Raw genomic sequence first — 26,627 nt, 5'->3', positions numbered from 1 at the left:
GGGCCTTCGGCGTACGGAAGGAGCGTGAACGGCGCTAGGCTTGCGTGACTTGACCCGGAGAGGGGTGCGCCGGCCGACCATGGCGGAGAAACTCGGCGAATACCGCCGTAAACGCAGACCAGGGCGGACTCCCGAGCCCCTTCCGGATCGCGACGGGAAGACCGGTGCCGACGATCTGTTCGTCATCCAGGAGCACCACGCGAGCAGCCTGCACTGGGACATCCGCCTCGAACGGGACGGAGTGCTCGTCTCCTGGGCGGTGCCGAAAGGCCTGCCGATGTCGCCGGATCTCGAACGGCTCGCCGTGCACACCGAAGACCACCCCATGGAATACCTCACCTTCGAAGGCGAGATACCCGCGGGCGAATACGGCGGCGGCACCATGACCATCTGGGACACCGGCCGGTACGAAACGCTGCACTTCAACGACCACAAGGTCGAAATCGTCTTCCACGGTGAGCGAGCACGCGGGAAATACCTGTTCATCAACGTGAAGAAGGACGGCAGGGACAACGGCTGGCTGCTCAAAAGACTCGACCCGGCCGATCCCGGCCGCGCGGAACTCCCCTCGTTCCTCGCCCCGATGCTCACCAAACCGGGGCGGCTTCCTTCGACGAGCGAAGACGCGGAATGGGCCTATGAATTCGACTGGTCCGGGCGCCGCACCCTGATCCGGGTGTCCGGAGGACGGATCACCGCCTACGACGATTCAGGCGACGACGTCACCGGGCTGTATCCCGAGTTCCGCGGCCTCGGCGAACAACTCGGTGCCACAGAGGTCTTTCTGGACGGGGAAATCGTCGTCTTCGACGGCGGGAAGCCGAGTCCGGAAGGGCTCGGGCACCGCGCGCGGGCGACGAAGAACTCCGCCAAACGGCTCACGCCCCGGTATCCGGCGTTCTACCTGGTGAACGACCTCCTGCACCTCGACGGCAGCTCCTGCCTCGGCGCGTCCTACGTCGAACGACGAGAACTCCTCGACGGACTCGGGCTGAGCGGACCGCATTGGCAAGTCTCGCGGTACTACCAAGGGGACGGCGGCGCGGTCGCGCGGGCGGCCCGCGAACACGGGCTCGCCGGTATCGTCGCCAAACGGACCGGCTCCGCGTATCACCCGGGAAAGCGCACCGGAGAATGGCTTTCCATCACCGGAACCCTGGTGCAGCAGGTGGTGCTGGGCGGCTGGCGGCCGGGCGGCGGCAGCCGGGCGGACACGTTCAGCTCATTGCTGCTCGGCGTCCCGCACGAGGATGGCCTGCGGTACATCGGAAACGTCGGTGTCGGCTTCGCGGGCGGCGAACTGGCCGAGCTTTCCCAGCGGCTGTTCCGCTTGGAACGCAAGACATCCCCGTTCCACTCCGTCCCGGAAAAACAGGCGCGGGACGCGCGCTGGTCGCGGCCGACCATCGTCGGCGAGGTCGTCTTCGGCGGCTGGACCGACGCGGGCTGCCTGCGCAACCCGCGCTGGCGCGGCCTTCTGCCGGACGTCACCGCCGACGATGTCGAGTTCGACGAAGCCTAGAGGCGGTGTCTTGTCAGTCTGGGCGCGAAGACCGCGAACATGACTTGCCGGAGGACAGCGCCTAGAGCCGCAGATCCTCCACGTCACGTCGGACGTCGAGATCGGCTCCGACCCCGCTGACGTCCAGTATCCGTGACACCAAAGGGGTTTTCACAATCACCGAGAACCGGGGTGCCACGGCGTTGGCCTCCTCGAGCACGTGCAATCCCGCACAACTGAGGAAACCGACCCTGGAGAGGTCCAGGATCACCTGCTTGCCCGTGACACACGCACCGGTGAGCTCGGTGCGGAACCGTCCGACCGTGGCCGCGTCGATCTCCCCCACCGCGGTGAGGATGAGGACGCCGTCCTTGCGGCGACTGGTGGTCACGGCCAGGGGCGGCGGTTCGCCGAATACGCGCTGGCCAGGCAACATTGGGGGCGCCTCTCTCCAGACCACCAATTCCCCTCGACGGTACCCGGCCAGGGCGAGAGGTCAACCCGGGTTACCTCATTTGAGCCATTTCGGGCGAGAGCCTTTACCCAAGTCTTGCCATTGTCCGGCGAAACGTCGTTGCTCGGACTCGGCGGCGGCCATCGAACGTCCGTGCAGAACCCCATAGGTGAAAGCGTTTTCGTTCTCGGCGTAGGCGCGCAGGCCGAGGAGCCGCAGGACATCCCTGGTGACCACGATGTCGTGATGGGTGCCGAGCGTGGACTGCACCGCCTTGACGTTCTTTCGCCATTTTCGGAGCTTCGCTCCGGTCACCGGCTGGACCGTCTCCGCCGCGTACCGGGCTCGTTTGGCCTTCTTTCGCACTTCGTGCAGTGCGGCGTCCTGCTCCGCGCCTGGCTCCAGGTCGTGCGCCGCGGCGACGGCCTTGCCCAGCTGCCGGCCCGAGCGAGCGACCGCCTTGCGTAGTTCCTTCTTGTCGTCCTTGATCTTCCGCGGTTTGCGGACGAGCTTTTCCAGCGCTCGCAACAACTCCGTGTACCGCTTGCTGTCGAGCGCCCGGATCGCCCGCGCCTTGCCCTCTTCGGCCTCTCGCGCGAAGTGCCGGGTCATCAGTTGCTCGACGTTGCCCAGCACCAGCTCGGCCGGCAGCGCCCTGACCTCGTCGTGCAGACGCGCCGACATCACCTCGGTGTCCCTCGCCGGCCCCAGCTCGCCCCCGAGCCAGCGAAGCTCCGCGGACAGCCCGTCCGCGACGTCCGGATCGAGGGATCGCCGGAACGTCCGCAACGCGCTGCGCAACCGCCTGCTCGAGACCCGCATCTGGTGCACCGAGTCCTCGGCGTCCCGGCGGACCCCGATGTCATGGCGTCGCAGCGCGTCCAGCTCCGCGGCGAGGTAGTCCGCCAGCACCGAACCCGACGCTCCTCCGGCGGAGGGCACGAGTTCGTCGGTCAAGCGCCGGAGCTTCGACGGCCACCGCGACCGCTCGGCGCCCGCCGCCACGACCGCTTGGTCCAGACTGTCGAGCACTTCCGGGTCGGCGCCGGGCGAGAGTTCGATCTCGATCTCCCGCCAGCGGTCGAGGTGTGCCTTCTCTCCGCCCGCTTCACCGGTGACGACGTCGTCGGTCAGCGTCGCGAGCTCATGTCCTTCGGCGTCGAACAAGGCGTACGAGGTGCGCTCGGTACGCAGGTGGGCGGCCTGGACGAGTTTGGCGCCGAGAGTGTGCGCCCGGACCAGCTTCGCCAGCGCGCCAGGCACCTTGTCCGGTTTGCCGGACAGCGGCAGACGGAGTTCCTCGCGCCGGTCTTCGCCGACCGGGAGTTTGAGATGCCAGCCCTCGTCGCTCCCGCCCAGCCTCCGCCGCAACGTGATACCTGCCTGCGCGAGCCGGAAGTCAGGGGTGTCGAAGTACGTGGCGTCGAGGACGTCGGCCCTCGGGTCGGCCTGGGCCGTCACGGGACCGGCCGGGACCAGCGGCGGGATGGGCCTGTCGGCCGCCAGGTCGTACTTCCGCTCGATTTCCGTCTCGGAGACCGGGGCACCACCCTGCGTCTTCGTCACCACGAACTCCTTCATCTCGGCTACCAGGAAGGATTACCCCGGGAGGTGACCGCGGGAAACCCCGGAACGCTCACTCCTCCATCCGGTCGTACCGGTCCGCCCATTCGGCGAGCGTTTGCCGGGACCTCTCCTCGGTCAGGGTATCGCTTCCCAGTCTCGCGACGAGGGAATAATAGGCCTCGACCGCCACCCGGTCGTCGATGAACACCCCGGCCGCATAGGAATCCGTGTACACCACCGCGGGATGTTCGGTGAATTCCATGATGGTGAACGAATTCTCGAGCACCGCGCCCAAGCCGAAGCTTTCCGGGACGATACGAATGGAGCAATACGGCAGGTTCGCCGACAGGACGAGGTGGAGCAGTTGTTCGTGCATGATCCTGGGACCGCCGACGACCGAACGCAGCGCGCGCTCGTGAACATAGAAGCGGCACCGCGGCGGACGATCACGCTGCAGCAACCGCTGCCGCTCCATCCTGGCGTTCACGACCCGGTCCAGCTGAGCCTGGTCGCGGTTGCCGATCAGCTCGAAGGCGGTGCGGGCGTACTGTTCGGTCTGGAGCAGCCCAGGCAGGGTCAGCGACTCGTAACGCACCAGTGTGTGCGCGAGATTCTCTTGGATAGCAAGGGATTTCATCGGATCGACGAGTTCGTCGAAATACGGCCGGACCCAGTACAGGTCTCCGCCGGGCTGGGTCAGTTCCAGCAGCAGGTCACGCTCGGGCTCCGCCTCGCCGCAGGTCGCGAGATACAGCGCCGCGTCCACCACGGACAGCTCACGCAGCCCTTGTTCCCACCTCGTGACCTTGCTCTGCAACCAGCCGTTACGGCGGCTGACGTCGGCGCCGCTGAAGTGCCTGCGCTGCCGGAACGCCCTCATGCGGTGGCCCAGTTCCCGGGTCCGCGCCGTCGAATCCTTCTCAACCATGCGGGCCAAAATAGGGCCGAACTCCGGCCGCGCGGCGATTGCCACGCGGTGATTCACCTCAACTGCTGATAACTTGCGCTCGCGCATTTCCGCGAAGGGCCACTTCGCAAGCGAAGCGCCTTCGCGCGCGAAGCGTTCTTTAACTTTATAGCGGACGAAAGGAATGAGAGCGAGTTATCCGGAAGTGGATTTCTTGCGGCACGGCACCCGGGCGCTGTCTCGCGTCGGGGTCATCCCGCTCTGCCGGTCCGTGAAGGCCTCCTTGAGGGACTCTGGGTCCCTCAAGGAGGCCTTCACGGACCGGCACCCGGCGGCTCGACCATCTGACACGCGGTTTGAGGCTTTGTTGAGTTAAGGCCGAGGTAAAGCGGCCGAAGTTTCAAACGAGGCTTCAACGATACGCTTGAACCTCATGAGTCAAGACATCCGAGACTTCGTGACCACCTCCTGCGACCTGCTCGCCCTTGGCGAGCCGACGCATGCGACCCCCGTCTTCGCGGACGTCCGCAACGTATTGTTCGCCCAGCTGGTCGAGCGCGGCTTCCGCTCGATCGCCCTCGAAACGGATCGCGTGGCCGCGCTCGTCGCGAACGACTTCGTCCGGGACGGCGCCGGGACCCTCGACCTCGCGATGAGCGAAGGCTTTTCACACGTCTTCGGTGGCGTGGACGCGAACAGGCGACTGATCGCCTGGATGCGCGAGTTCAATGAAAACCGGCCTCCCGAGGAGCGGCTCTCGTTCCACGGCTTCGACACCCAGACCGAGAACACCTCCGCGCCCAGCCCGCGGCCCTATCTCGAGTACGCCCGCGACTTCTTGGGCTCCGACGTGGACATCGCGGGCTCGGCGGGCGACGACGAACGCTGGGGCCGCACGGAAGCCGTCATGGAAGCGGCTTCGTCGCCCGGTGCCACGGCCGACGCTTACCGGCTGCGCGCGATCGCGGCCGAACTGCTCGCCGCGCTCCGCTCCCGGAAACCGGAACCGGTCACGGAGGACTGGTCGCGGGCGGAGATCCAGCTCATGGCGGGCATCGACCTGCTGCGCTACCACCGGCAATGCGCCGAACCGCTCGAGCCGCACGAGCGTTATGCGCCCCTCGTCGCGACCAGGGACGCCATCATGGCGCGGAATCTGCTGGACATCCGCGCCGCCGAAGCCGTCCGGGGCAGGACGCTGGTCTTCTCCCACAATCTTCACCTGCGCCGCCAGGCGAGCACGATGCGAGTGGCGGGAACCGAGACCACCTGGTTCCCCGCCGGTGCGCTGGTGGCTCCGCTGCTCGGTGACCGCTACGTCTTCGTCGCGACCAGCCTCGGCCGAAGCGAGGCCATAGCGCTTGAGGAGCCGGAGCCCGATACCTACGAAGGGTTCCTTCAGAAGCACGTCACCACGGACTGGGGCCTGCTCACCCCGTCGGAGATCCCGCCCGCCAGTGTCCGGACCGACCCCATCCCGCGGCAGGGCTATTTCCCGCTCGATCAAGAGATGCTGAACGACGCGGACGCGATCCTGCACGTCCGGTCCTAGGCGTCGAACCGGGTGACGCCTCCTGCCCTCGGAAGGCGTCACCCGGCCACGAGTACGCGCCGCCACCCCCAGTGCCGCGATCCGGGGCGGCGCGAAGTCCGCTCACGTGAGCAGGAGTCAACACACCGGTGCCATAACTTCGCCAAACGCCGCGGCCGGCGGTCGTCCACCGGGCTATGCCGGAGCAACCCCGAAGCGGATCTTCGTCAACGCTTCACGAGCGCGGTCCCGCTGGCGTCCGCTCTGGTCCACGGCGGAAAGGTCCTTGAGCGCGCGCAATTCCCACACCGGAAAACCCAGCTCACGGAACAGCCCCGCCGCGCTCTTGAGTCCTTCGGCGGCTTCGGTCGCGACGCCTTCGTCGGCGCGCAGGCGCCCGAAGCTGAGCAGGGCGTACCCGCCGCCTCGGCGGTCTCCGAGGTCACGGAAGGTACTCATCGCCAGGCTCAGGTGGTCGGCGGAGCGGCCGTGTTCACCCGCCAGGCGTAGCGATTCGCCGAAACTCCGGTGCGTGTAGGCGGCCGCATGCCGGTGTCCGACGTATTCGAACAGCTCCAGCGACCGCGAGAGACATCTTTCGCTCTCCCCCGCGTCACCGGTCTTCGCATGGAGATCGCCGAGACTCCGGAGGACGTGCGCCTCCCAGTGGCGTTCACGCGAGCCGCGCGTGCCGATCAGCGCGCTCGTCAGCAGCTCGCCCGCCTCGTCCATGCGGCCGTTCCGGCGCAGGACGTCGGCGTAGCGCTTGGCGGACCTGTCGTGCTGCCGACCGTCCTCGCAATGGAGCGCGAGCAGGAGGCTCGCATCGAAACATTCCTTCGCCCGGCGGAAGTCGCCGAGGTCGTCCCACAGCGAGCCGAACTGGGCCGACGCCATCGCCTGCCCGGCGAGGTCACCGCAGTCCCGCAACAGGTCCAGTGCTTCTCTCAGCGCGTGGACCGCCGCGCCGGTCCGCCCCGAATCCGCGTCGACGTCGGCGAGCGCGATGAGCGCGGTCCCGGTGCCCGGGTGGTCACCCACGGTGCGGAACCTGCCCTCCGCCAACGAGAAACAGGTCCGCGCCCGTGCCAGATCCCCCGCGTCGGCGTGGGCATGCCCGAGCTTGAGCAGTTTCCCCGCCTCCGCGGGGAGATCGACACGATCGCGCACGATGCCGAACCCGAGCCACGCCGGAGATCCGCCCTTCCTCGGGCCGACGAGATCGCTGTAGGCGTCGGCCAGCCGCATGGCCAGCTCGGTCCAACCGTGGTTCTTCGCGGTTCGGACGGCGAGCGCGAGATTCGCCGTTTCCGTGTCACGCCAGCCGATCGGGTCGGCCGCGACACGGTCCGACACCGCCGCCGGGACGTCCGCACGCCGTGTCGGCGGGTACTCGGCGCCGAGGGCGGCGGAAGCGTGTTCGGCCAACGCCGCCATGGCCGTCAGCGCGCGCCGAAGGGCTCCGGGATCCGGTGGTTCCCGGAGCGCGAGCCGGATCAGGCCCGGTAGCCGGTACCGGACGAAGCCCGTTCGATCCGGCTCGGCGTGGAGCAGGTGGTCGTCCACCAGCTCGTCGAGCAGTTCGGCCGCTTCGTCGCTCGACCGGCCGAGCATGGCCGTCGCGAACCAGTCGGCGAACTCGGTGACACCGGGGAAACCGAGCAACCGCAGAGATTTCCGCTGTCGTGACGACAGCTCGGCGAGGGCATCGGCGAGTACCGGCCGGACGCCGAGATCGCCGGCGGCGAGTTCGTCGAGGCGCAGGCGCTCGTTCTCCAGGCGCGCCGCGAACTCGGCGACGCTCAGCCTCGGCCGCTGCAGCAGCTTCACACCCGCCGCGCGCACCGCCAGCGCGAGACCGTCGCAGGAGGCCAGCACCCGCCGCACGGCGTCGGGTTCGGCGGACAACCGGGTCTCTCCGGCGATCGCGCCGAGCAAGTCCCGTGAATCCGCGTCGGACAGCGCACCGACCTCGACGGGTCTGGCGCCGACGAGCCCGGCCAGCCGGCGCCGTGTCGTGACGATCGCCGCGCAGCCGGGACCGCTCGGCAGCAACGGCCGCACCTCGGCCTCGGACCGGCCGTTCTCGAGGATCACCAGCAACCGCCGGTCCGCGGTGTGGCTCTGCCACAACGAGATCCGCGCGGCCCGGTCGGTGGGGATCTCCGCTTCCGCGAGGCCGACCGCGCGGAGGAACCCGGCGAGTACGTCGCCGGCGTCCCGCAGATCGGCGACGAGCTGCCCGTCGGGGAACCGCTTGCGCACCCGCCACGCGGCCTGGACGGCCAGCGCGCTCTTCCCCGACCCCGCCGCTCCGTGGAGCACGACCGGCGCCGGACCACGCAGCGCGCGACCCACGTCCGCCAGTTCCCTGGCCCTGCCGGTGAAATCCGGCGTCGCCGACGGCAGACGGCACGGCGCGCCGCCCGCGGACCAGCCGGTGCCCGTGATCCGGCGATGGACCGCGAGCAGGTCCTCCCCCGGCGAGACACCGGCGTGCTCCCACAGCGCCTGACGGCACCGGTCGAGGACGGCCAGTGCCGCGTCCCGCCGCCCGGTCCCGTGCAGCGCCTCGGCCAGCCACCCGGCCAGGCGCTCATCGCCCGGCCGGGCGGCCAGTTCGGATCCCAACCGGTCGGCGACGGCCTTGTGGTCACCGGCCGCCAGTTCCAGCTCCACGAGCTTGCCCAGTACCGAACTTCGCTGGTCCTCGAGCCACAGCCGGTGCGCCTCCACCAGCGGACCGACCGGGACGTCGGCGAACGCCCGGCCGCGCCACAATCCCAGGGCCTGTTCGAGCAACGCCCTGCGCTCGGCGCCGGTCGCCTTCGCGGCCGCGGCGGTCAGTTCGGAGAAGGCCGTGACGTCCAACTCCCCCGCCGAGACGGTCAACCGGTAGCCGCTCCGGCCGGAGTGCAGCCGCTGCCGGACGTCGTCCACCGGCATGCCGGGCGACAACGCCTTACGCAGCTTGGAAACCGCCATCTGCACCACCGCGGCGGCGCTCGACGGCGGTCCCTGCGGCCAGAGTTCGTCCACGAGGGTGTCCCGGTGGACGAACTCGTTCGGCCGGGCCAGGAGCACCGCGAGCACCCGGCGGGGCTGAGCCGCCGACGGCAGCGGGACCGAGGCCGCGAGCGGGCCGAGCACCTTGAACTCCACGAACCACCTATCACCAGGACGGATGACCCAGAATGTAACCCGGTGCCGTCCCCGTGACAGCGACTTCTCACCCGGATGGCCGCCAGTCAGTTCCCGGTGTGCGCGAGCAGCTTGTCCCGCAAAGCGGGTTCGTCCGCGAGCGCCTCGTTCAGTGTGTGCTCCAGCAGCGGCTTGAGATCCCCGTACGGCCGCTTCGCCCAGTCGAGGGGGCCCTGCGGCGGCTCCGGGTCGTACTCGATGACGAACTGGATCGTCCGCGCGATCTCCGCGCCGACGAGGCGCTCGACCAGGTGCAGCGCGAGGTCGATCCCCGCCGACACCCCGGCGGCGGTGATCACGTTCCCGTCCTCGACCCAGCGTTCGGCGACGGGCTCCGCGCCGAAAGCGCCCAGCAGTTCACGGAACATCCAGTGGGTCGCGGCCTTGCGCCCCTTCAGCAGTCCGGCCTGCCCCAGCAGCAGCGATCCCGTGCACACCGAGGTCACGAGTTCCGCGTTCGCCGCGGCGGTCCGCAGGTATCCGACCAGTTTCTCGTCGGCGAGCGCCTTCAGCGTCGGTGCGGCACCTCCGGGTACGAGCAACGCGTACGGCGACGGGACTTCGTCGTAGGTGTGGGTCGCCACGAGCTTCAGCGGGTTGTCGGTGGTGACCGCGTCCTTCGTCTCGCCGACCACGACCGTCCGGTACTCCTGCGTCGTGCTCGCCATCCCGTCCAGCACGGTCAGCGGCCCGACCATGTCCAGTGGAGTCATCCCCGGGTACACCACGAACGCGATCGTCTTCTTGTCGTCTGTCATGGGGACAACGGTGTCGCAGCCACGCGACCGCGGCGGCTGGGATGTCCGGATTCCTGCGAACAACGTCCGACGGCCGGCACTACTGGTAGCGTTCGATCATGCCGGGTTCACCCAGACGAGTGTTGATCGTCGGCTACAGCAACGCCGAGTTGCTCGACATCGCCGGTCCGTCGGACGTCCTGGACGCCGCGACCAAACTCGGCGGCAAGCCGGGGTACGAGATCATGCTCGCGAGCGTCGACGGACGCGGTATCCGCTGCGAGTCCGGGCTGACGCTGCAGGCACAGCACCGGCTCGACCAGGTGACCGGCGAACTGGACACGCTGATCGTCGCGGGCGGCACCGGGCACGAGGCGGCCGCCGCCGATCCGAGGGTCGTCACCCACGTCCGCAGGCTCGCGCAGCAGAGCCGTCGCGTCGCTTCGGTGTGCACCGGCGCCACGGTGCTCGCCGCGTGCGGGCTGCTCAACGGGCGGCGCGCCACCACGCACTGGCGGTTCGCGAACCGGCTCGCGACGAGCTATCCGCAGGTGAACGTGGACCCGGTGCCGCTGTACGTACGCGACGGCAACGTCTACACGGCGGCGGGGGTCACCAGCGGGATCGACCTCACCCTCGCGTTCGTCGAGGCCGACCACGGCCCGAGCGTGGCCAGGGAGGTCGCGCGCATGCTGGTGACCTACCTGCAGCGGCCGGGCAACCAGGCGCAGGTGAGCATGTTCCTGTCCGGGCCGCCGCCGGAGAACCGGCTCGTCCGCGACATCACCGCGTACGTGGCGGAACACCTGGCAGGCGATCTCGGCACCGCCGTCCTCGCCGACCGGGCCGGGATCAGCACCCGGCAGCTGACCAGGCTGTTCGACGCGCACCTGAGCACCACGCCCAGCAGGTACGTGCGGGCGGCGAGGACCGAGAACGCCGCGAAACTGTTGTGCGGCACCGAACTTCCGCTGACGTCGATCGCGAGACGGTGTGGTTTCGGCTCGACCGAGACACTGCGCCAGGCCTTCCTCGATCACTTCGACACCCCGCCTTCGGCCTATCGCCGTGTCCACCTTCGGCAGGCGTTCGGCTAGGCCGTGTGCGGCACGCGGCGCCGACTGTGGAGGATATGCGGGTGAACCGCCGCGACATCTCCGACGACGACACCGGCCCGATTCGCCGGGTTACGGACGCCCCGTCCGATCGTTCGCCCGGAACGTCCCGTTCACCGCGCCGGACTCCGCCGCCCGAGGGGGCGCGGCGACCCCGTCCCCCGGCCCAGCGGCCACGGCAGGCGGAACCGGGCAGACGTCGCGCCCCGGAACCGAAGCCAGAACCACCGGTCGGTCACGGGCATTCGCACGGCCACGGGCCGGCCGCGCCCGCGTCGCGCCGGGTCCGCCTCTTGCTGATGTGGCTGCTGATCCCGCTCGCCGTCGCCACCGTCGCCGGGATGATCGTGCTCTACCCGTGGGGCCAGGATGCGGCGAAAAGCGTGTTCCCCCAGGGAGTACCGGTGAACGCGACGGTCACCGGGACGATCACCGGTCCGTGTCTCGCCGAAGGCCAGGTGCAGGTCGGCGAACCGCCGCCGGACGCGAAGCCGTGTCTCACCAGCGAACTGACGATGACCGACGGCCCCGGGGCCGGGAAGTCGCTGAAGCTGACGCTTCCCATCGAACCGAGCACGCCGCGATTCGCCGCTGGTGACGAGGTGGTGCTGTCCTACAACGGCGGCGACGTCGCGAACCCCTCGTCGTTCCAGATCGTCGACTTCCAGCGCGGTACGCCGTTGCTGCTGCTCGCCGGGTTGTTCGGGCTCGCGGTGATCGTGCTGGGCCGCTGGCGGGGTCTCGCGGCGCTGGTCGCGCTCGGGCTGAGCTTCCTGGTGCTGGCGTTCTTCGTGCTGCCGTCGATCCTCGCCGGGGAAAGCCCGCTGCTGGTGGCGATCGCGGGCGCCGGCGCGATCATGTTCGTCGCGCTGTACCTGACGCACGGGTTGTCCGCGAGAACCTCGGTGGCGGTGCTGGGCACCTTGGTGAGCCTGGTCCTGATCGGTGTCCTGTCCGCAATCTTCTCGGCGGCGGCGTCGCTGACCGGGCTCGACGACAGCACGTCCCAGCTGATCGGGTCGCTCGGGCACGGGATCGACGCGCGCGGTCTGCTGCTGGCGGGCGTCGTGATCGGCGCGCTCGGTGTACTGGACGACGTCACCGTGACGCAGACGAGCGCGGTGTGGGAGCTCCGGCGGGCGAACCCGTCGCTCGGCTGGCGTGAGCTGTACGGCGCGGGCCTGCGGATCGGGCGCGACCACGTCGGCTCGGCGGTCAACACGCTCGTGATGGCGTACGCGGGGGCGGCGCTGCCGGTGCTGCTGTACACGTCGCTTTCCGGGGTCGGGCTCGGCTCGATCCTCGGCGCGGAGGAAATCGCACAGGAGATCGTCCGGACACTGGCCGGAAGTGTCGGCATCGTCGCGGCGGTCCCGGTCACCACCGTGCTCGCCGCGCTGATCGCCTCGCGGGAGCCCCAAGAGTCCCTGTAGACACAAGCGCCCCAAAGCGCGAGCCCACCGCGCGAGCACGGGCCGGAGTCGGGTACGAAGAGGCCGCACCCGAGATTCGCCGCGTGATCGGAGGGGCCATGTTCGACGTTTTCGCCGTCCCGAGACAGCTGACCGCCGTCGCGCGGCGCGTACTCGTCTCGACGCTCGAAGCCGTCGAGGCGGTCCCCAAGATCGCCGCCGCGCTCGACGACGTGCGGTCGACGCTCAAGCACTCGGAGCGGCTGGCGACCTTCGCCGCGGGCGAGCTGCCGGAGATCGTCTACCAGCTGGAGGAGATCAAGGCGCGGCTGGAGAAGCTGGAGACCCGCACCGACGCCTGAAGTACATGAAGGTCCCCTTCATGTACTTGCCTGCGCAGCCGCTGGGACAGCTGGTGCAGGTGGGGCGCGGTGGCGATCCCCGAGTCTGTGAAGGCCTCCTTGAGGGACTCTGGGTCCCTCAAGGAGGCCTTCACGGACTCACGTACCGGCCCGAAGCTTCAGTCCAGCGTCGCCACGAACCGGCTGACCGCTTCCATCGTGAAGCGCTGGATGTACTTCCCGGCGGGCGCCGCCGAGGCCAGCCGGTAGAGCGGCCGCTCCGCCGCCGCGTCCCCACGCGCCTCCGACTTCAGCTGAGCCACCAGCAGTTCGGAGAACACCAGACCGTTCGCCTCGGTGTTGTTCAGCAGCGCGTTCGCCAGTTTGCGCAGCTGCAGGATGCCCAGTTCCCTGCCGCCCGCGCCGGAGTAGACGGCCAGGTCGACCTTCGCGACCTTGCGGCGCTTGCCCGCGTTCACCAGCAGGCTGACCGTCCGGGTACCGCGCACGTCGCTGATCACCAGGTCGATGCGCTCGGCCGCGGTCAGCTCGATCCGCCGCACGCCCCAGGTCCGCACGATGAGCGTGTCGCCTTCGAGCCAGACGCGGCGGCGCAGGTTGTAGAACATGACGTAGAGCAGCGGTATCGCGATCACGCCGGCGACCACGAGCCCGGCGATCTCACCGCCGATCAGTCCGGCGATCCCACCGAACGCGGCCGCGAAGATCACGACACCGGCGACGCTGGAGCAGCCACGCCTGCGGCGCAGCTTGGGGTCGTCGTGGAACAGCGGGAGACGCTCGGGGGTCTCCGGGGTCCCGGTCGGCTCGGTCATCACGCGCCCGTCCCGGCGAGGAACGGGTTTCCCGCCCGCTCCTGCCCGATCGTGGTGGCCGGACCGTGGCCCGGGAGGACGACGGTGTCGTCCGGCATCGTCATCACCTTGGCATCGAGTGACCGCACGAGCTCGTCACCGGCCCCGGCGGACCGGCCGATCGAACCGGCGAACAGGCTGTCCCCGGTGAACACGATCCGGCCGCCCTCGGCGGAGGTCAGCCCGAAGACCACCGAACCGGCAGTGTGCCCCGGTGTAGCGGACACCGTGATCTCCAGTCCGGCCAGCCCGAGCGGACCCTCGGCGAGTGGCACGATCCCGTCCTTCCGTTCTCCGGCGTCCCGGCCGAGGAGTGGCCGGTCCGCCTCGTGCAGATAGAGAGGTATTCCGTGGCGCGCGCCGATCTCGCCCGCCGAAGCGACGTGGTCGGGGTGGCCGTGGGTGGCGAGCATCGCGACCGGCGTGAGGCCGTGCGTGGAAAGCGCGGCCTCGAGCGGTTCGACGACGTCCTCACCGGGATCGACAATCACGCACTCCCCGCCGCCCTCCGGGGCGAGCAGATAGCAGTTGGCTTCGAGGGGGCCTGCCGGAAAACCGACAACCAGCACGAAACGCCTCCTCAATTCTTCCACCGAACAGGTGACAGGATGGCCCTGATCACGATCAAGTAAGAGTAGCGGCCCCTGTACGGGGGCCTCACAGGCTGTGCCAATAGACTCCCGCTACCTCAGACGTGTGACATCGAGTGGAAACCGGGAGGGCGGGTGCCGACCAACCAGCAGCGCCGCGAAGCCGCGAAGCGCAAGCTCGAGCGACAGATCGTGCGACGGGCCGAACAGGCCAAGCGGCGCAGGATCGTCGGCTCGGTAGCGGTCGTCGGTGTCGTCGCCATCGTGGCGGGCGCGGTGTGGTGGATCGTCAGCAGCAACAGTGGTGACGATGCCGCCTCCGACGCTTCCCCGAGCTCGGCCCCTCCGACCCCCGAGGTCACCATCCCCACGGAGCGCGCTCCGATGCCGAAGCGGCCGACGCCGCTGGCGAGCCCGGTGGCCTGTGATTACAAGGACGACGCCGGCAAGCCGGCTTCGAAGAAGGTGAACAAGCCGGAAGGCAAGGACGTCTCTTCGAACGGCACGGTGAACGTCGTGCTGAAGAGCACCGCGGGCGACATCCCGCTGACGCTCGACCGCGCGCTCGCCCCGTGTGCCGTGCAGAGCTTCATCAGCCTCTCGCAGCAGGGCTACTTCAACGACACCAAGTGCCACCGGCTCGGCACCACCGGCCTGCAGATGCTGCAGTGCGGTGACCCCGAGGCCAGCGGCATGGGCGGCCCGGGCTACACCATGCCGGACGAGGCGTTCAAGGAGATCAAGTACGGCCGCGGCATCCTCGCGATGGCGAAGACGCAGCAGCCGAACTCCGGCGGAAGCCAGTTCTTCATGGTCTACGGCGAAGCCGAACTGTCCCCGGACTACTCGGTCTTCGGCAGCATCTCCGACGAGGGGCTGAAGGTGCTCGACAAGGTCGCCAAGGCGGGCGCGAACGCGCAGGCCGGCAACGGCGACGGCACCGGCCCGCCCAACACGGAGGTCAAGTTCACCGGCGTCACGGTCAACGCCTGACGTGAAGCTGGAAGTCAACGGCGCGCCCGCCCGGTCGGAAGACCTGGCGGGCGCGTTCGGCTATGGCCACTTCACCGCGATGCAGGTCCGCGGCGGCAAGGTCCGCGGCCTGGACGTCCACCTACGCCGTCTCGCGACGAGCACCCGGCGCATGTTCGCCCACGATCTCGACACCGAGGCGGTGCGCGAATACGTACGGCAGGCCATCCGGGGTGAGGACGCGCTGTCCGTGCGGGTGCTGATCTTCTCCCGGGCGATGGACTGGTCCGACCCCGGCGCACCGGCGAAACCGGATGTCCTCGTCCGGGTCGGGCCGCCCAAAGAGCACGAGATGACACCGCTGCGCCTGCGGTCCGTGCGCTATGAACGGGTGCTGCCGGAGGTCAAACACGTCGGTACGTTCGGCCTGCTCCACCACACGCGCGAAGCGAAGCTGGCGGGATACGACGACGCGCTGTTCGTCGACTACCAGGGCCGCGTCAGCGAGGCGTCGATCTGGAACGTCGGTTTCCTCGACGGCGGCACGGTGGTCTGGCCGCAAGCGCCGGTGCTCGACGGCATCAGTCAGCAACTGGTGCGCCGCGGCCTCGAGCGCAACGGGATCCCACAGGAGATCCGCGACGTCCGCCCTGCCGACCTTTCCGAGTTCGACGCCATGTTCTTGACGAACTCGGAGTCGATCGGCTGGCCGGTGGCGTCGGTGGACGACGTCGTGCTGCCGTTCGCTCCGGAGACCGGCCGGCTCCTCGCCGAAGCGTACGAAAGCAACCCCTGGGACGAGATCTAGCTCAGCGGTAGGTGAACTTCGGCGGCCGCCGCGCCAGAAACGCGGCGACTCCCTCCGCGTAGTCCTCGCCGTGCAAGGCACCGAGCCGGATCTCGTCGACCTCGGTATCGGATTCCTTCTGTCCCGCCACGATCTTCTCGATGATGCGGTTCATCCCGCGCACCGACGCCTGCGAACGTGAAGCCAGCGTGTCGACGAACTTGCCGGTCGCGGCCTCCAGCTCATCGGCCGGGAAGACGTCGTTCAGCAGCCCGATCTCCCGCGCCCGCCGCGCGTCGACGAGTTCACCCGAGAGCAGGAAGTACTTCGCGTGCGCGGGACCGACCAGTGACACCAGCTGCCGGGTCGAGCCGAAGTGGTAGACGATCCCGAGCTTCGACGGCGTGATGCCGAAGCGTGCGCCCTCCGCGGCGAAGCGGAAGTCGCAGGCGACCGAGATCTGGCATCCGCCACCGATGCAGTTGCCCTGGATCATCGCGACGGTCGGCTTCCGCGCCGCCATCAGCGCCGCCACGGCCCCGTCCACGGCCTTGTCGTAGGTCTCGGCCGCGTCGGCGGTGGACCGCAGCTCCTGGAACTCGCTGATGTCCGCGCCCGCCGAGAAATGCGCGCCCGCGCCGGTCAGCACGAGGACCTTGACCGCCGGGTCCGCCTCCACCTGCGCCACCACGTCCGGGATCGCCGACCACATCCCGTAGGTGATCGCGTTCATCTTCTCCGGCCTGGTGAACGTCAGCCGCGCGACCTCGCCGTCGCGAGTGAACTCGAACCCGTCAGTCATGCCCGGACTTTAGCCGGGACCCACCGGAGGTCACGAAGCCGAAGTGACCCGATACACGTCGTAAACGCCCTCGACACCACGGACCACCTTCAGCACGTGACCGAGATGCTTCGGGTCGCCCATCTCGAACGAGAACCGGCTGACCGCGACCCTGTCCCGCGACGTGGTGACCGACGCGGACAGGATGTTGACCTTCTCGTCCGCGAGCACCTTCGTGACGTCCGAGAGCAGCCGGTGCCGGTCCAGCGCCTCGACCTGGATCGCGACGAGGAACACCGAGGACGCCGACGGCGCCCATTCGACCTCGACCAGCCTTTCGGGCTGCGCCGTCAGGTCGTCCGCGTTCGTGCAGTCGGTCCGGTGGACGCTGACGCCACCACCGCGGGTGACGAAACCGAGGATCTCGTCGCCGGGCACCGGCGTGCAGCAACGGGCGAGCTTGGCCCAGACGTCGCTGGCGCCCTTCACCACGACGCCGACGTCGTTCGAACCACGCCGGCGGGTGACCGTGGACGGTGTCGCGCGCTCGGCGAGCTCCTCCTCCGCCTCGTCGACCCCGCCGATGAGCGCGACCAGGCGTTGCACGACGTGCTTCGCGCTGGTGTGGCCCTCGCCGACGGCCGCGTACAGCGAACTGATGTCGGGATGCCGCAGTTCGGTGGCGACCGCGCCCATCGACTCCGCGGAGACAAGCCGCTGGATCGGGAGGCCGACCTTGCGGACCTCCTTGGTGATGGCCTCCTTGCCGCCTTCGATCGCCTCGTCGCGGCGTTCCTTGGCGAACCACTGCCGGATCTTCGCGCGGGCCTTGGGCGAACCGGCGAACTGCAGCCAGTCGCGGCTCGGCCCCGCCGTCTCGGCCTTCGAGGTGAAGATCTCGATGACCTCGCCGTTCTCCAGCTTGCGCTCGAGCGCGACGAGCCTGCCGTTGACGCGGGCCCCGATGCAGCGATGCCCGACCTCGGTGTGCACGGCGTAGGCGAAGTCGACCGGCGTCGAATCGACCGGCAACGTGATCACGTCACCCTTGGGCGTGAACACGAAGATCTCCCGCGAAGCGAGCTCGTAGCGCAGCGACTCGAGGAAGTCTCCCGGGTCCGCCGCTTCACGCTGCCAGTCGAGGAGCTGGCGCATCCACGCCATCTCGTCGACGTCCATGGCGTTCCCGTTGTGGGTGCCCTTGGTCTCCTTGTACCGCCAGTGCGCGGCGATGCCGTACTCGGCGGTGCGGTGCATCTCGTAGGTCCGGATCTGGACTTCCAGCGGTTTGCCGTCCGGTCCGATCACCGTGGTGTGCAACGACTGGTACACACCGAACCGAGGCTGCGCGATGTAGTCCTTGAACCGGCCGGGCACGGGCTGCCACAGCGCGTGGACGACGCCCATCGCGGCGTAGCAGTCACGGACGTCCTCGACCAGGATCCGCACGCCCACCAGGTCGTGGATGTCGTCGAGGTCGCGACCGCGGACGATCATCTTTTGGTGGATCGAGTAGTAGTGCTTCGGCCTGCCCTCGACCTTGGCGGTGATCCGCGAGCCTTCGAGATTGCCGGTCAGCTCGGTGATCACCGACCGCAGGTACGTGTCGCGCGAAGGCGCGCGATCGGCGACCAGGCGGACGATCTCGTCGTACTTCTTCGGCTGCAGGATGGCGAACGCCAGGTCCTCCAGCTCCCATTTGACCGTCGCCATGCCGAGCCGGTGCGCCAGCGGAGCGAGGACCTCCAGGGTCTCGCGAGCCTTTCGGGCCTGCTTCTCCGGCGGCAGGAAACGCATCGTGCGCATGTTGTGCAACCGGTCGGCCAGCTTGATGACCAGCACGCGCGGGTCGCGCGCCATCGCGATGACCATCTTGCGGATGGTCTCGGCCTCGGCGGCCGTGCCGAGCTTGACCTTGTCCAGCTTGGTGACACCGTCGACGAGCTCGCCGACCTTCTCACCGAAGTCGGCCTTCAGGCTCTCCAGCGAATATCCGGTGTCCTCGACGGTGTCGTGCAGCAGCGCCGCCACCAGCGTCGTGGTGTCCATCCCGAGTTCGGCGAGGATGGTCGCGACCGCGAGCGGATGCGTGATGTACGGGTCGCCCGACTTGCGCCGCTGCTCCCGGTGGAGCTCTTCGGCTACGTCGTAGGCACGCTGGAGCTGCGCGAGGTCCGCGTTGGGATGCAGCTCGCGGTGGATGACGGCGAGCGGTTCGAGAACCTGCTTGACCGGCGCGGCACGCTGCGCGGTGATCCGGCGGGCGAGGCGGGCACGCACACGGCGCGTCGCGGACGGCGTCGGCGCTGCCCCCTGTCGCGCCGCACCGCTTTGCTCGGTGCCGTCCTTCGAGGACACCGCGGCATCGAGCTCTTGGCTCACCCGCACCTCCTGCGCTTCGTGCGGCCTTCGGACATCAAGAGTAACCGCTCCCCCTCGCGGCTCACTTGGTACGCCCGTTCAACACACCCGGAGGGCCTCCACACGACGCCCTTCAAGCACGGAACGACCACCGAGCGCGCCGAGTTCCATCACCACCGAAACCCCGGCGAGCACGTCGTCGAGGACCGCGACACGCTGGCCGGGCTCGACGACGCCTTCGGAGAGTTCGACGGCCGCGGTGCCGTACTCGAGTGTGTAACCGACCCTGCCCGCGACCCGGGGCAGCTTGCCGGGCTTGCGGATCAACGCGACACCGAGGCCACGGGCATAACCGACCGCGGCGGCCAGCAGGAAACCGCGTGCTTCCACGCCCGCCAGCAGGGCCGCCTCGGGATCGACGGTGGCGGCCAGCGCGTCGGTGACGGCCCGGAAACCCGCCGCGTCGGCGAACAACGGGCTCAGGTCCCGGAACAGCACGCCGGGTTCCGGGAAGTCCGGCACGTCGGCGATGAGGTCGAGTGCCTTGTCCAGCTCCATGTTCTTCCTGCTCTCCAACTCGCCTGTGTTCCGTGACCGGTCGCTATGAAGGGGCCTTTCATTGCAAATTTTGCAATAAAAGGCCCCTTCATAGCGCTTGAAAGCCGGTTACCTCTTGCGCTTGCCCGACGGACGGCCCTTGTGGGCCTTCTGGTTCCTGGCGGGGACGCTCGCCGCGGCGGCGTACGCCTTCTCCTTACGGAGTTCGGCGGCCAAGGCGTCCTCGTCGTTCGGGTCGAAGTCGTCGTCGCGCTCGGCGGCCTTGCGGGCCTGGTTCGCGCGCCGCGAAGCGACCCGATCGGCCTGCTGCCGGTACTTCGGGTCACGCATCTTGAAGTCGACCAGCAGCGGGGTGGCCAGCGCGACCGACGACAGCACGCCGACCACGGTGCCGGTGAGCTGCACGAGCGCGAGCTCCTGCAGGGTGCCTGAACCGAGCAGGAGGTAGCCGATCACCAGCAAGCCGAGGATCGGCAGCGCCGCGATCAACGACGTGTTGAACGAACGCATCAGCGTCTGGTTCAACGCCAGGTTCGCCGCTTCCGCGTAGGTCCGGCGGGTCAGGCCGAGCAGGCCGCGCGTGTTCTCGCGGACCTTGTCGAACACCACCACCGTGTCGTACAGCGAGAACCCGAGGATCGTCAGCAGACCGATCACCGTCGCCGGCGTGACCTCGAAACCGATCAGCGAGTACACGCCCGCCGTCACCACGATGTCGTTCAGCAGGGTGACCAGTGCCGCGGCCGCCATCCGGGGGTCGAAGTACAACGCCAGGAACAACGTGACCGCAAGCAGGAACACCCCGAGCGCGATCAGCGCCTGCCGGGAGATCTCCCCGCCCCAGGACGCGCTCACCGCGCTGTCACTGATCGCCTGGACACTGGGCTGGCCGGAGGTCCCGATCGGGCCCAGTTCCTGGAACAGGGCCTGCTTCACCTTGGCGACCTCGGCCGCGTCCAGGGTGTCCGAACGGAGCTGGATGGTCGACGAGACGCCGCTGCCGACCTTCTGCGCCTCGTCGGCGGGCTTGCCCAGCGAGGCGGCGAAGACCTCCTTGGCCCGCTCTTCGGTGATCTGCCCGCTCTTGCCGTTGGCGGGCAGCTGGATCTGGGTGCCGCCTTCGAAGTCGATGCCGAAGTTGAAGCCCTTGACCCCCATCGACGCGATGCACACCAGCACCAGCGCGCCGAAGAAGAGGTACCAGCGCTTGCGGACGCCGACGACGTTGAACACGCCGCTGCCCACATACATCCGGTGGAAGACGCTCTCGCGTTTGGTCTCGGTGGTGTTCTTCTCGTCGACCACGGTCACGCCTCCTTGACGTTCGGGCGACCGGTGGCGGGACGGGCCGCCTTGCGCTCCGAGCCCAGCTGCTGCACGGCGCCGAGGCCGAGATTCTTGGGGTTGGACAGGAACTTCGACTTCGACCGGGACACCATCGCGACCAGCGGATGCGTCACGAGGTAGACCACGACGAGGTCGAGCACCGTCGACATGCCGAGAGTGAACGCGAAGCCCTTCACGTCACCGACGGCCAGCAGGTAGAGGACCGCCGCGGCGAGGAAGCTGACCGCGTCCGCCGCGAGAATCGTGCGCTGGGCCCGGGACCAGCCGCGCGGTACCGCGGATCGGAAGGTTCTGCCTTCGCGGATCTCGTCCTTCAAGCGTTCGAAGTAGATGACGAACGAGTCCGCGGTGATACCGATCGCGATGATCAGGCCCGCCACGCCGGCGAGGTCGAGGGTGTACCCGATCCACCGCCCCAACAGCACCAGTACCCCGTACACGATCGCGAACGACAAGCCGAGCGACAGAATCGTCAGCAGGCCGAGCAGCCGGTAATAGAACATGCAGTAGATGAACACGGCCAGCAGGCCGATACCGCCGGCGATGAGGCCCGCCTGCAGCGACGCGAGACCCAGCGTCGCGGACACCGTGGTCGCGTCCGAGGACTCGAACGACAGCGGCAGCGAACCGTACTTCAGCACATCCGCCAGGTCCTTCGCCTCGGTCTGGCTGAACCGGCCGGTGATCTGCGTCTGACCGCCGAGGATCGCGGACTGGATGGTCGGTGCGGAGACGACCTGCGTGTCGAGGACGAACGCCGCCTGCTTCTGGGTGTTCTTCGAGGTGAAGTCGCCCCAGATCTGGGAACCCTCGCTCTTGAAGTTCAGGTTGACGACCCACTGGGAGTTCTGGGTGTCGTAGGCCGAGGAAGCGTCGGAGATCTGCGTTCCGGGCAGGAACTCCGGCTCCAGCAGGTACTTCATCGTGTTCTTGTCACCGCAGGCGACCAGTGGCTTGTCGGTGAGGTCGTTGCCGACCAGCGGGTCCGACACCTTGGGGTCGCAGTTGAGCGCCGCGAAGGCCTTCTCGGCGGCCGCGGCCTGCTTCGCCTGGTCCGTCGACAGCAGATCGGGGTTCTGCCGGAGGTTCCGGGCTTCCTCGATCTCCCTCTTGGTCTTCTCGTCCGCGTTCTCGTCCGGCTGCTGCTGCGGCGCGCCGACCGCGCCACCGCCGCCGTTGGCCGGGCTGCTCGGCGGGGCGCTCGCGCCCGGCGAGGCCGGCGGGGCCGAAGAAGGCGTGCCCGAAGCGGGCGGGGTCGACGGCTGCGGAACCGGGGTCACCGGCTGCGACGTCACGACCTTTCGGAAGCCCAGCTTCGCGGTCTTGCCCAGGGCCTTGGCCTGGTCGCCCTGCTCGCCGGGGACGGTGATCACGACGTTGCTGCCGTCGAGGACGACCTCGGTGCCGCTGACGCCGATACCGTTGACCCGGCGCTCGATGATCGAGCGGGCCTGTTCGAGGGACTCTCGCGGGGGGTCGCCGCCGTCGGGATTGCGGGCGGTCAGCGTAACCCTCGTGCCGCCTTGCAGATCGATGCCGAGCTTCGGCGTCGGCTTGCCGCTACCGGTGAAGAACACCAGGGCGTACAGCGCCACCAAGATCAGGGCGAAGAAGGCGAGATAGCGTCCCGGGCGGAGATGCCCGGCCGGTGCGGCCACTGTGCTTCGGTCTCCTCGGACGGACTGGGTGTTCCCCAATGGACTTGGCTGTTCACACACCGGACGGGAGTCCGGTGGTACCGCGAACGGGCACGACTATGACGACGGACACGCACGCAGCACCGAGACACTACTCGGTGCTGCGTGAGCCCGGCGTTGGCCCCGCACCTACGAAAGTCTGGTGTCGGGGATGGCCTTACAGCCCCTGTCGGCGGAGCTGAGATGCCCCGCCAGAAGTGACCAGACGCGTGAACCCGCCCCGGCCGAAGGCCCCGCTATCGCGGTGCCACGGCGCCCCGATCCGCCGACTGTATGCGGAGAGACCAGCCAGCGCCGTGGCGACGTCGATCGCGGTCGCGGGTTCACCGGACACTACGTGCTACTTCTTGCCGTGCTCCAGCGGAGGAGCGATCTGAGCGCCGGACTTCTCCTCGACGCGCTCGTCGTCCTTCGACTCGATGGCGGGCTGCTCGACGACGGCCTCGTCGTCGATCGTGTCAGCGTCGTCCACGTCGGTCTCGACGACCGGCTCGACCTTCTCGCGGACGGCCTGGCGCAGCCAGGTGGTCACGACGCCCGGAGCGATCTCGAGGTCGATCGTGGTGTCGGCGGAAGCGTCGGCGACAGACGCGTAGAGACCGGAGGTGGTCATCACCCGGTCACCGGGAGCGAGGCTCGAGAGCAGCTCCTGCTGCGCTGCCGCCGCCTTCTTCTGCTTACGGGTGCCCATGACGAGCGGAATCGCCACAACGAGCATCAGGAGCAGCGGCAGCAATAACTGGTTCATGATTCTCCATTTCGAGCGGACGCCGCGCGGTGCGCTGTTTTGTCCGGTTTGGCGGGGTGTGCTCTCTCCGAGTGTGCCAGGTGCCAGCGGAAACTCCACCACCACCCGTCGTCACCACGGGCCTCGGACCGCGTGAACGGTCCGGTCAGTCCTGGTCGAACAGGTTCGGTCCGCCCTGCTCGCCGCGCGTGGCACCGGCGGGGACCGGCAGGCCGAGGTGTTCCCACGCGGCCGCTGTGGCGACCCGGCCGCGAGGAGTGCGGGCGAGCATACCGGCGCGGACCAGGTAAGGCTCACACACCTCCTCGACGGTGGTCGGTTCTTCCCCCACGGCGACGGCCAGCGTGGACACTCCGACCGGGCCGCCGCCGAAGGAGCGGACCAGCGCGGTCAGCACCGCGCGGTCGAGCCGGTCGAGGCCGAGTTCGTCCACGTCGTAGACCTCCAGCGCGGCACGCGCGATCTTGCGCGTGACCTTGCCGTCGGCCCGGACCTCGGCATAGTCGCGCACCCGGCGCAGGAGCCGGTTCGCGATCCGGGGTGTGCCGCGCGACCGGCGGGCGATCTCCGCGCAGCCGTCCCGGTCGATGTCGATGTCGAGGATCGTGGCGGCGCGCCGGGCGACGAGTTCGAGTTCGCTGTCGCTGTAGAACTCCATCTGGCCGGTGAAACCGAACCGGTCACGCAGCGGGCCGGTCAGCGAACCGGACCTCGTCGTGGCGCCGACCAGGGTGAACGGCGCGATCTCCAGCGGGATGCTGGTGGCGCCGGGTCCCTTGCCGACGACGACGTCCACGCGGAAGTCCTCCATCGCGAGGTACAGCATCTCCTCGGCGGGGCGGGCGATGCGGTGGATCTCGTCGATGAACAGGACGTCGCCGGGCGCCAGGTTCGACAGCATCGCGGCCAGGTCGCCCGCGCGTTCCAGCGCCGGTCCGGAGGTGATCCGGATGGCGGCGTTGAGTTCGGCGGCGACGATCATCGCCATACTTGTCTTGCCCAGCCCGGGTGGCCCCGAGAGCAGGACGTGATCCGGCGGGACCCCCCGGCGTCGCGCGCTTTCCAAGACGAGTTCGAGCTGTTCGCGTACCCGTGGCTGGCCGACGAACTCGTCCAGCTTGCGGGGGCGCAGCGTGGTCTCGACCTCGCGTTCGCCGGTCTGCGGCAGCGCCGAAAGTGTCTCGTCTTCGGCGTCGAAATCCGTCACGGCCTCATGGTCCATGTGGCCGGCTACCGCTTACGCCCGAGGGTGGCCAACGCGGCGCGCAGCACGGACGACGTCGTGTGGCCTTCGCCCTCGCCGAGCACCTTGTCGACGGCCTGCTCGGCCTGTTTGGCCGGGAATCCGAGACCCGCGAGCGCTTCGACGACCTCGCCCCGCAGCGCGCCGGGCGCGACGACCGCGGGCGAACCGTCCGTCGGACCCGCGAGCGCGGTGACCTTGTCCCGGAGTTCGAGCGTGAGCCGCTCGGCGCCCTTGCGGCCGATGCCGGGTACCTGAGTGAGCACGGTGATGTTGCCTTCGACCAGCGCGGAGCGCAGCTTGTCGGGGTCGAGGACGGCGAGGGTCGCGAGCGCGAGCCGCGGGCCGATCCCGGAGACCGTCTGCAGCAGGCCGAACAGTTCGCGGGCGTCCGCGTCGGCGAAACCGAACAGCGTCAAGGAATCCTCGCGGACCACGAGCGCGGTGTGCAGCATCGCCTCCTCGCCGCGGCGAAGCGTCGCGAGGGTGGCGGGAGTGGCCTGCACGGCGAAGCCCACTCCCCCGACCTCGATCACGACGTGGTCGAGCCCGATGGAGAGGATTGCACCGCGTACCGAGGAGATCATCGAGCCGCTCCCTGCGTTTTCGCTTCGTCTTTCTTGGCGCGCTTGGCCGCGGCGGCGAGCCTGGCCTTGTGGTTCTTGGCGATCTCGGCGGCCCTGGCCTCGGCTTCGGCGAGCCGGACCCGCATCGGTTCGCGCCACAGATGGCAGATGGCGAGCGCGAGCGCGTCCGCGGCGTCCGCCGGATGCGGTTTGACCTCGAGGCCGAGCAGCCGCATGACCATACCGGTGACCTGCGCCTTGTCCGCACGGCCGGAGCCCGTGACGGCGGCCTTGACCTCACTCGGGGTGTGGAACACGACCGGCAGCCCGCGTTTGGCCGCGGCGAGCGCGACGACGCCGCCCGCCTGCGCGGTGCCCATCGCGGTGCGCACGTTGTGCTGCGCGAAAACCCGTTCCACGGCGACGGCCTCGGGTTTGTAGCGATCGAGCCAGCGCTCGACGGCGTCGGAGATCCCCAGTAGCCGCACGGAAAGATCGGCGTCCGGCGGGGTCCGCACGACGTCGACGGCCACGGCGCGGACGGCGCGGCCCGTACCGCCGTCGACCACTCCGAGCCCGCACCTGGTCAGACCGGGGTCGACCCCGAGTACCCGCACGCGTTTTCCTCCGCTCCGGCGAACATCCGTTCGAGGCTGAGGCTACCCGGAGCCGCCTCCGGGCAAGATGAGGACATGCCGAGCCTCGACGAGTTCACCGTTCATCTGGGTCTCCGGCCGCTGCCCGTGGAAGGTGGCCGCTGGGCGCAGAGCTGGCGAGACGAGACCGCTTCGGCGATCTATTACCTGCTTGCGCCTCCGGAGACCTCCGCGCCGCACCGGCTGGACCGGTTGGAGATCTACGCCCACCACGCCGGAGCGCCGGTGCGGATGCTGCTGTTGTTACCGGACGGGCGGATCTCGCGGCCGGTGCTGGGCCCGGACGTCGCCGCAGGTCAGCGGCCGCAGGTGGTGGTGCCCGCCGGGGTGTGGCAGGCGTCGGTGAGCACCGGCGAGTGGAGCCTGGCCGGGACCGTGGTGGTGCCGCCCTACACGGACGACTGCGTGGAGTTCCGCTCGGCGGCCGCTTTGGCCGCTGAGTGGCCGGAGGCAGCGGAGGACCTGGCGCCCTGGCGCGTTTAGTCCTCTGAAATCCGTGAAGGCCGAGTTTCTCCCGCTGAGCCGAGGTAAGGGGCCTTCACGCGCAGCAAGAGTCCGTGAAGGCCTCCTTGAGGGACTCTGGGTCCCTCAAGGAGGCCTAATGGGTTGTGTCCGGGCTGGGTTTGGCAGGCTTGGATGTGGTGGCTGCTGGCGGGTGAGCACTCGTGAGGCCTGGGTTTT

24 protein-coding genes are annotated in these 26,627 nt (G+C 68.9%); 8 read left to right on the top strand and 16 right to left on the bottom strand.

Annotation, left to right across the window (positions count from 1 at the left end; genetic code table 11):
- Positions 1-64: 64 nt before the first annotated feature.
- Positions 65-1,522: a DNA polymerase ligase N-terminal domain-containing protein gene (locus tag ACLJQ7_RS00120; protein ID WP_410646984.1), complete on the top strand. Its 1,458-nt coding sequence runs from the start codon at positions 65-67 to the stop codon at positions 1,520-1,522.
- Positions 1,523-1,583: 61 nt separating this feature from the next.
- Here the strand turns inward: ACLJQ7_RS00120 and ACLJQ7_RS00115 are convergent, their stop codons facing one another.
- The 3 genes from ACLJQ7_RS00115 to ACLJQ7_RS00105 all read right to left on the bottom strand — a co-directional run bounded on the left by ACLJQ7_RS00115 (position 1,584) and on the right by ACLJQ7_RS00105 (position 4,449).
- Positions 1,584-1,892, bottom strand: coding sequence for an STAS domain-containing protein (locus ACLJQ7_RS00115; RefSeq protein WP_410646008.1), 309 nt, complete (start codon positions 1,890-1,892; stop codon positions 1,584-1,586).
- A 120-nt stretch (positions 1,893-2,012) separates the two neighbouring features.
- Positions 2,013-3,524: a CHAD domain-containing protein gene (locus tag ACLJQ7_RS00110; protein WP_410646983.1), complete on the bottom strand. Its 1,512-nt coding sequence runs from the start codon at positions 3,522-3,524 to the stop codon at positions 2,013-2,015.
- A gap of 67 nt (positions 3,525-3,591) precedes the next feature.
- Positions 3,592-4,449: a helix-turn-helix domain-containing protein gene (locus ACLJQ7_RS00105; RefSeq protein ID WP_410646007.1), complete on the bottom strand. Its 858-nt coding sequence runs from the start codon at positions 4,447-4,449 to the stop codon at positions 3,592-3,594.
- Between the two features lie 412 nt (positions 4,450-4,861).
- On the opposite strand from ACLJQ7_RS00105, the gene ACLJQ7_RS00100 reads away from it, so the two are divergent.
- The gene (locus tag ACLJQ7_RS00100; RefSeq protein ID WP_410646006.1) at positions 4,862-5,980 is read left to right on the top strand and encodes an erythromycin esterase family protein; all 1,119 of its coding nucleotides are present in this window, start codon (positions 4,862-4,864) and stop codon (positions 5,978-5,980) included.
- A 174-nt stretch (positions 5,981-6,154) separates the two neighbouring features.
- Here the strand turns inward: ACLJQ7_RS00100 and ACLJQ7_RS00095 are convergent, their stop codons facing one another.
- Both ACLJQ7_RS00095 and ACLJQ7_RS00090 read right to left on the bottom strand, forming a co-directional pair.
- The gene (locus ACLJQ7_RS00095) at positions 6,155-9,121 is read right to left on the bottom strand and encodes a BTAD domain-containing putative transcriptional regulator (protein ID WP_410646005.1); all 2,967 of its coding nucleotides are present in this window, start codon (positions 9,119-9,121) and stop codon (positions 6,155-6,157) included.
- A gap of 86 nt (positions 9,122-9,207) precedes the next feature.
- A complete protein-coding gene (locus ACLJQ7_RS00090) occupies positions 9,208-9,918 on the bottom strand; it encodes a DJ-1/PfpI family protein (protein WP_410646004.1) in 711 nt (236 codons plus the stop codon).
- 98 nt (positions 9,919-10,016) lie between these two features.
- Here ACLJQ7_RS00090 and ACLJQ7_RS00085 point away from each other — a divergent pair, with 98 nt between their 5' ends.
- The 3 genes from ACLJQ7_RS00085 (at position 10,017) to ACLJQ7_RS00075 (ending at position 12,786) form a co-directional block, all read left to right on the top strand.
- A complete protein-coding gene (locus ACLJQ7_RS00085) occupies positions 10,017-10,994 on the top strand; it encodes a GlxA family transcriptional regulator (RefSeq protein WP_410646003.1) in 978 nt (325 codons plus the stop codon).
- A 41-nt stretch (positions 10,995-11,035) separates the two neighbouring features.
- Positions 11,036-12,445, top strand: a complete 1,410-nt coding sequence (locus ACLJQ7_RS00080) for a YibE/F family protein (protein WP_410646002.1) — start codon at positions 11,036-11,038, stop codon at positions 12,443-12,445.
- Between the two features lie 98 nt (positions 12,446-12,543).
- The gene (locus ACLJQ7_RS00075; RefSeq protein WP_410646001.1) at positions 12,544-12,786 is read left to right on the top strand and encodes a hypothetical protein; all 243 of its coding nucleotides are present in this window, start codon (positions 12,544-12,546) and stop codon (positions 12,784-12,786) included.
- A gap of 158 nt (positions 12,787-12,944) precedes the next feature.
- Here ACLJQ7_RS00075 and ACLJQ7_RS00070 read toward each other — a convergent pair whose 3' ends face one another.
- Positions 12,945-13,601, bottom strand: coding sequence for a hypothetical protein (locus tag ACLJQ7_RS00070; protein WP_410646000.1), 657 nt, complete (start codon positions 13,599-13,601; stop codon positions 12,945-12,947).
- Positions 13,601-14,209: an MBL fold metallo-hydrolase gene (locus tag ACLJQ7_RS00065; protein ID WP_410645998.1), complete on the bottom strand. Its 609-nt coding sequence runs from the start codon at positions 14,207-14,209 to the stop codon at positions 13,601-13,603. Before ACLJQ7_RS00065 ends, ACLJQ7_RS00070 begins: the two co-directional genes overlap by 1 nt.
- Before the next feature lie 156 nt (positions 14,210-14,365).
- Here ACLJQ7_RS00065 and ACLJQ7_RS00060 point away from each other — a divergent pair, with 156 nt between their 5' ends.
- Positions 14,366-15,223, top strand: coding sequence for a peptidylprolyl isomerase (locus ACLJQ7_RS00060; protein WP_410645997.1), 858 nt, complete (start codon positions 14,366-14,368; stop codon positions 15,221-15,223).
- Position 15,224: 1 nt separating this feature from the next.
- Positions 15,225-16,010, top strand: a complete 786-nt coding sequence (locus tag ACLJQ7_RS00055; RefSeq protein WP_410645996.1) for an aminotransferase class IV family protein — start codon at positions 15,225-15,227, stop codon at positions 16,008-16,010.
- Position 16,011: 1 nt separating this feature from the next.
- Here ACLJQ7_RS00055 and ACLJQ7_RS00050 read toward each other — a convergent pair whose 3' ends face one another.
- The 9 genes from ACLJQ7_RS00050 to ruvC all read right to left on the bottom strand — a co-directional run bounded on the left by ACLJQ7_RS00050 (position 16,012) and on the right by ruvC (position 25,907).
- Positions 16,012-16,791: an enoyl-CoA hydratase/isomerase family protein gene (locus tag ACLJQ7_RS00050; protein ID WP_410645994.1), complete on the bottom strand. Its 780-nt coding sequence runs from the start codon at positions 16,789-16,791 to the stop codon at positions 16,012-16,014.
- A 30-nt stretch (positions 16,792-16,821) separates the two neighbouring features.
- Positions 16,822-19,152, bottom strand: coding sequence for a RelA/SpoT family protein (locus ACLJQ7_RS00045; RefSeq protein ID WP_410645993.1), 2,331 nt, complete (start codon positions 19,150-19,152; stop codon positions 16,822-16,824).
- 78 nt (positions 19,153-19,230) lie between these two features.
- Entirely contained in the window at positions 19,231-19,689 is a 459-nt protein-coding gene (locus tag ACLJQ7_RS00040; RefSeq protein ID WP_410645992.1) for an adenine phosphoribosyltransferase, read from the bottom strand.
- A 108-nt stretch (positions 19,690-19,797) separates the two neighbouring features.
- Positions 19,798-20,940, bottom strand: a complete 1,143-nt coding sequence (gene secF / locus ACLJQ7_RS00035; RefSeq protein WP_410646982.1) for a protein translocase subunit SecF — start codon at positions 20,938-20,940, stop codon at positions 19,798-19,800.
- Between the two features lie 56 nt (positions 20,941-20,996).
- Positions 20,997-22,694 carry a protein translocase subunit SecD gene (secD, locus tag ACLJQ7_RS00030; RefSeq protein WP_410645991.1) on the bottom strand — a complete coding sequence of 566 codons (1,698 nt, stop codon included), beginning with the start codon at positions 22,692-22,694 and terminating at the stop codon, positions 20,997-20,999.
- A 379-nt stretch (positions 22,695-23,073) separates the two neighbouring features.
- Complete coding sequence (gene yajC, locus ACLJQ7_RS00025) at positions 23,074-23,481, bottom strand: preprotein translocase subunit YajC (RefSeq protein ID WP_410645990.1); 408 nt, start codon at positions 23,479-23,481, stop codon at positions 23,074-23,076.
- A 145-nt stretch (positions 23,482-23,626) separates the two neighbouring features.
- Complete coding sequence (gene ruvB, locus ACLJQ7_RS00020; RefSeq protein ID WP_410645989.1) at positions 23,627-24,703, bottom strand: Holliday junction branch migration DNA helicase RuvB; 1,077 nt, start codon at positions 24,701-24,703, stop codon at positions 23,627-23,629.
- 8 nt (positions 24,704-24,711) lie between these two features.
- Positions 24,712-25,311 carry a Holliday junction branch migration protein RuvA gene (gene ruvA, locus ACLJQ7_RS00015; protein WP_410645988.1) on the bottom strand — a complete coding sequence of 200 codons (600 nt, stop codon included), beginning with the start codon at positions 25,309-25,311 and terminating at the stop codon, positions 24,712-24,714.
- On the bottom strand, positions 25,308-25,907 hold the full coding sequence (gene ruvC / locus ACLJQ7_RS00010; protein WP_410645987.1) for a crossover junction endodeoxyribonuclease RuvC: 600 nt from the start codon (positions 25,905-25,907) through the stop codon (positions 25,308-25,310). The genes ruvA and ruvC overlap by 4 nt, the downstream gene beginning before the upstream one ends.
- A 75-nt stretch (positions 25,908-25,982) precedes the next feature.
- Here ruvC and ACLJQ7_RS00005 point away from each other — a divergent pair, with 75 nt between their 5' ends.
- Positions 25,983-26,429 carry a cupin domain-containing protein gene (locus ACLJQ7_RS00005; RefSeq protein ID WP_410645986.1) on the top strand — a complete coding sequence of 149 codons (447 nt, stop codon included), beginning with the start codon at positions 25,983-25,985 and terminating at the stop codon, positions 26,427-26,429.
- The last annotated feature ends 198 nt before the right edge of the window (positions 26,430-26,627 follow it).

Source organism: Amycolatopsis sp. cmx-4-54 (assembly GCF_046548895.1).
In the GTDB taxonomy this organism is placed as follows: Bacteria; Actinomycetota; Actinomycetes; order Mycobacteriales; family Pseudonocardiaceae; genus Amycolatopsis.
This window is presented reverse-complemented; position numbering and strand designations above follow the sequence as displayed.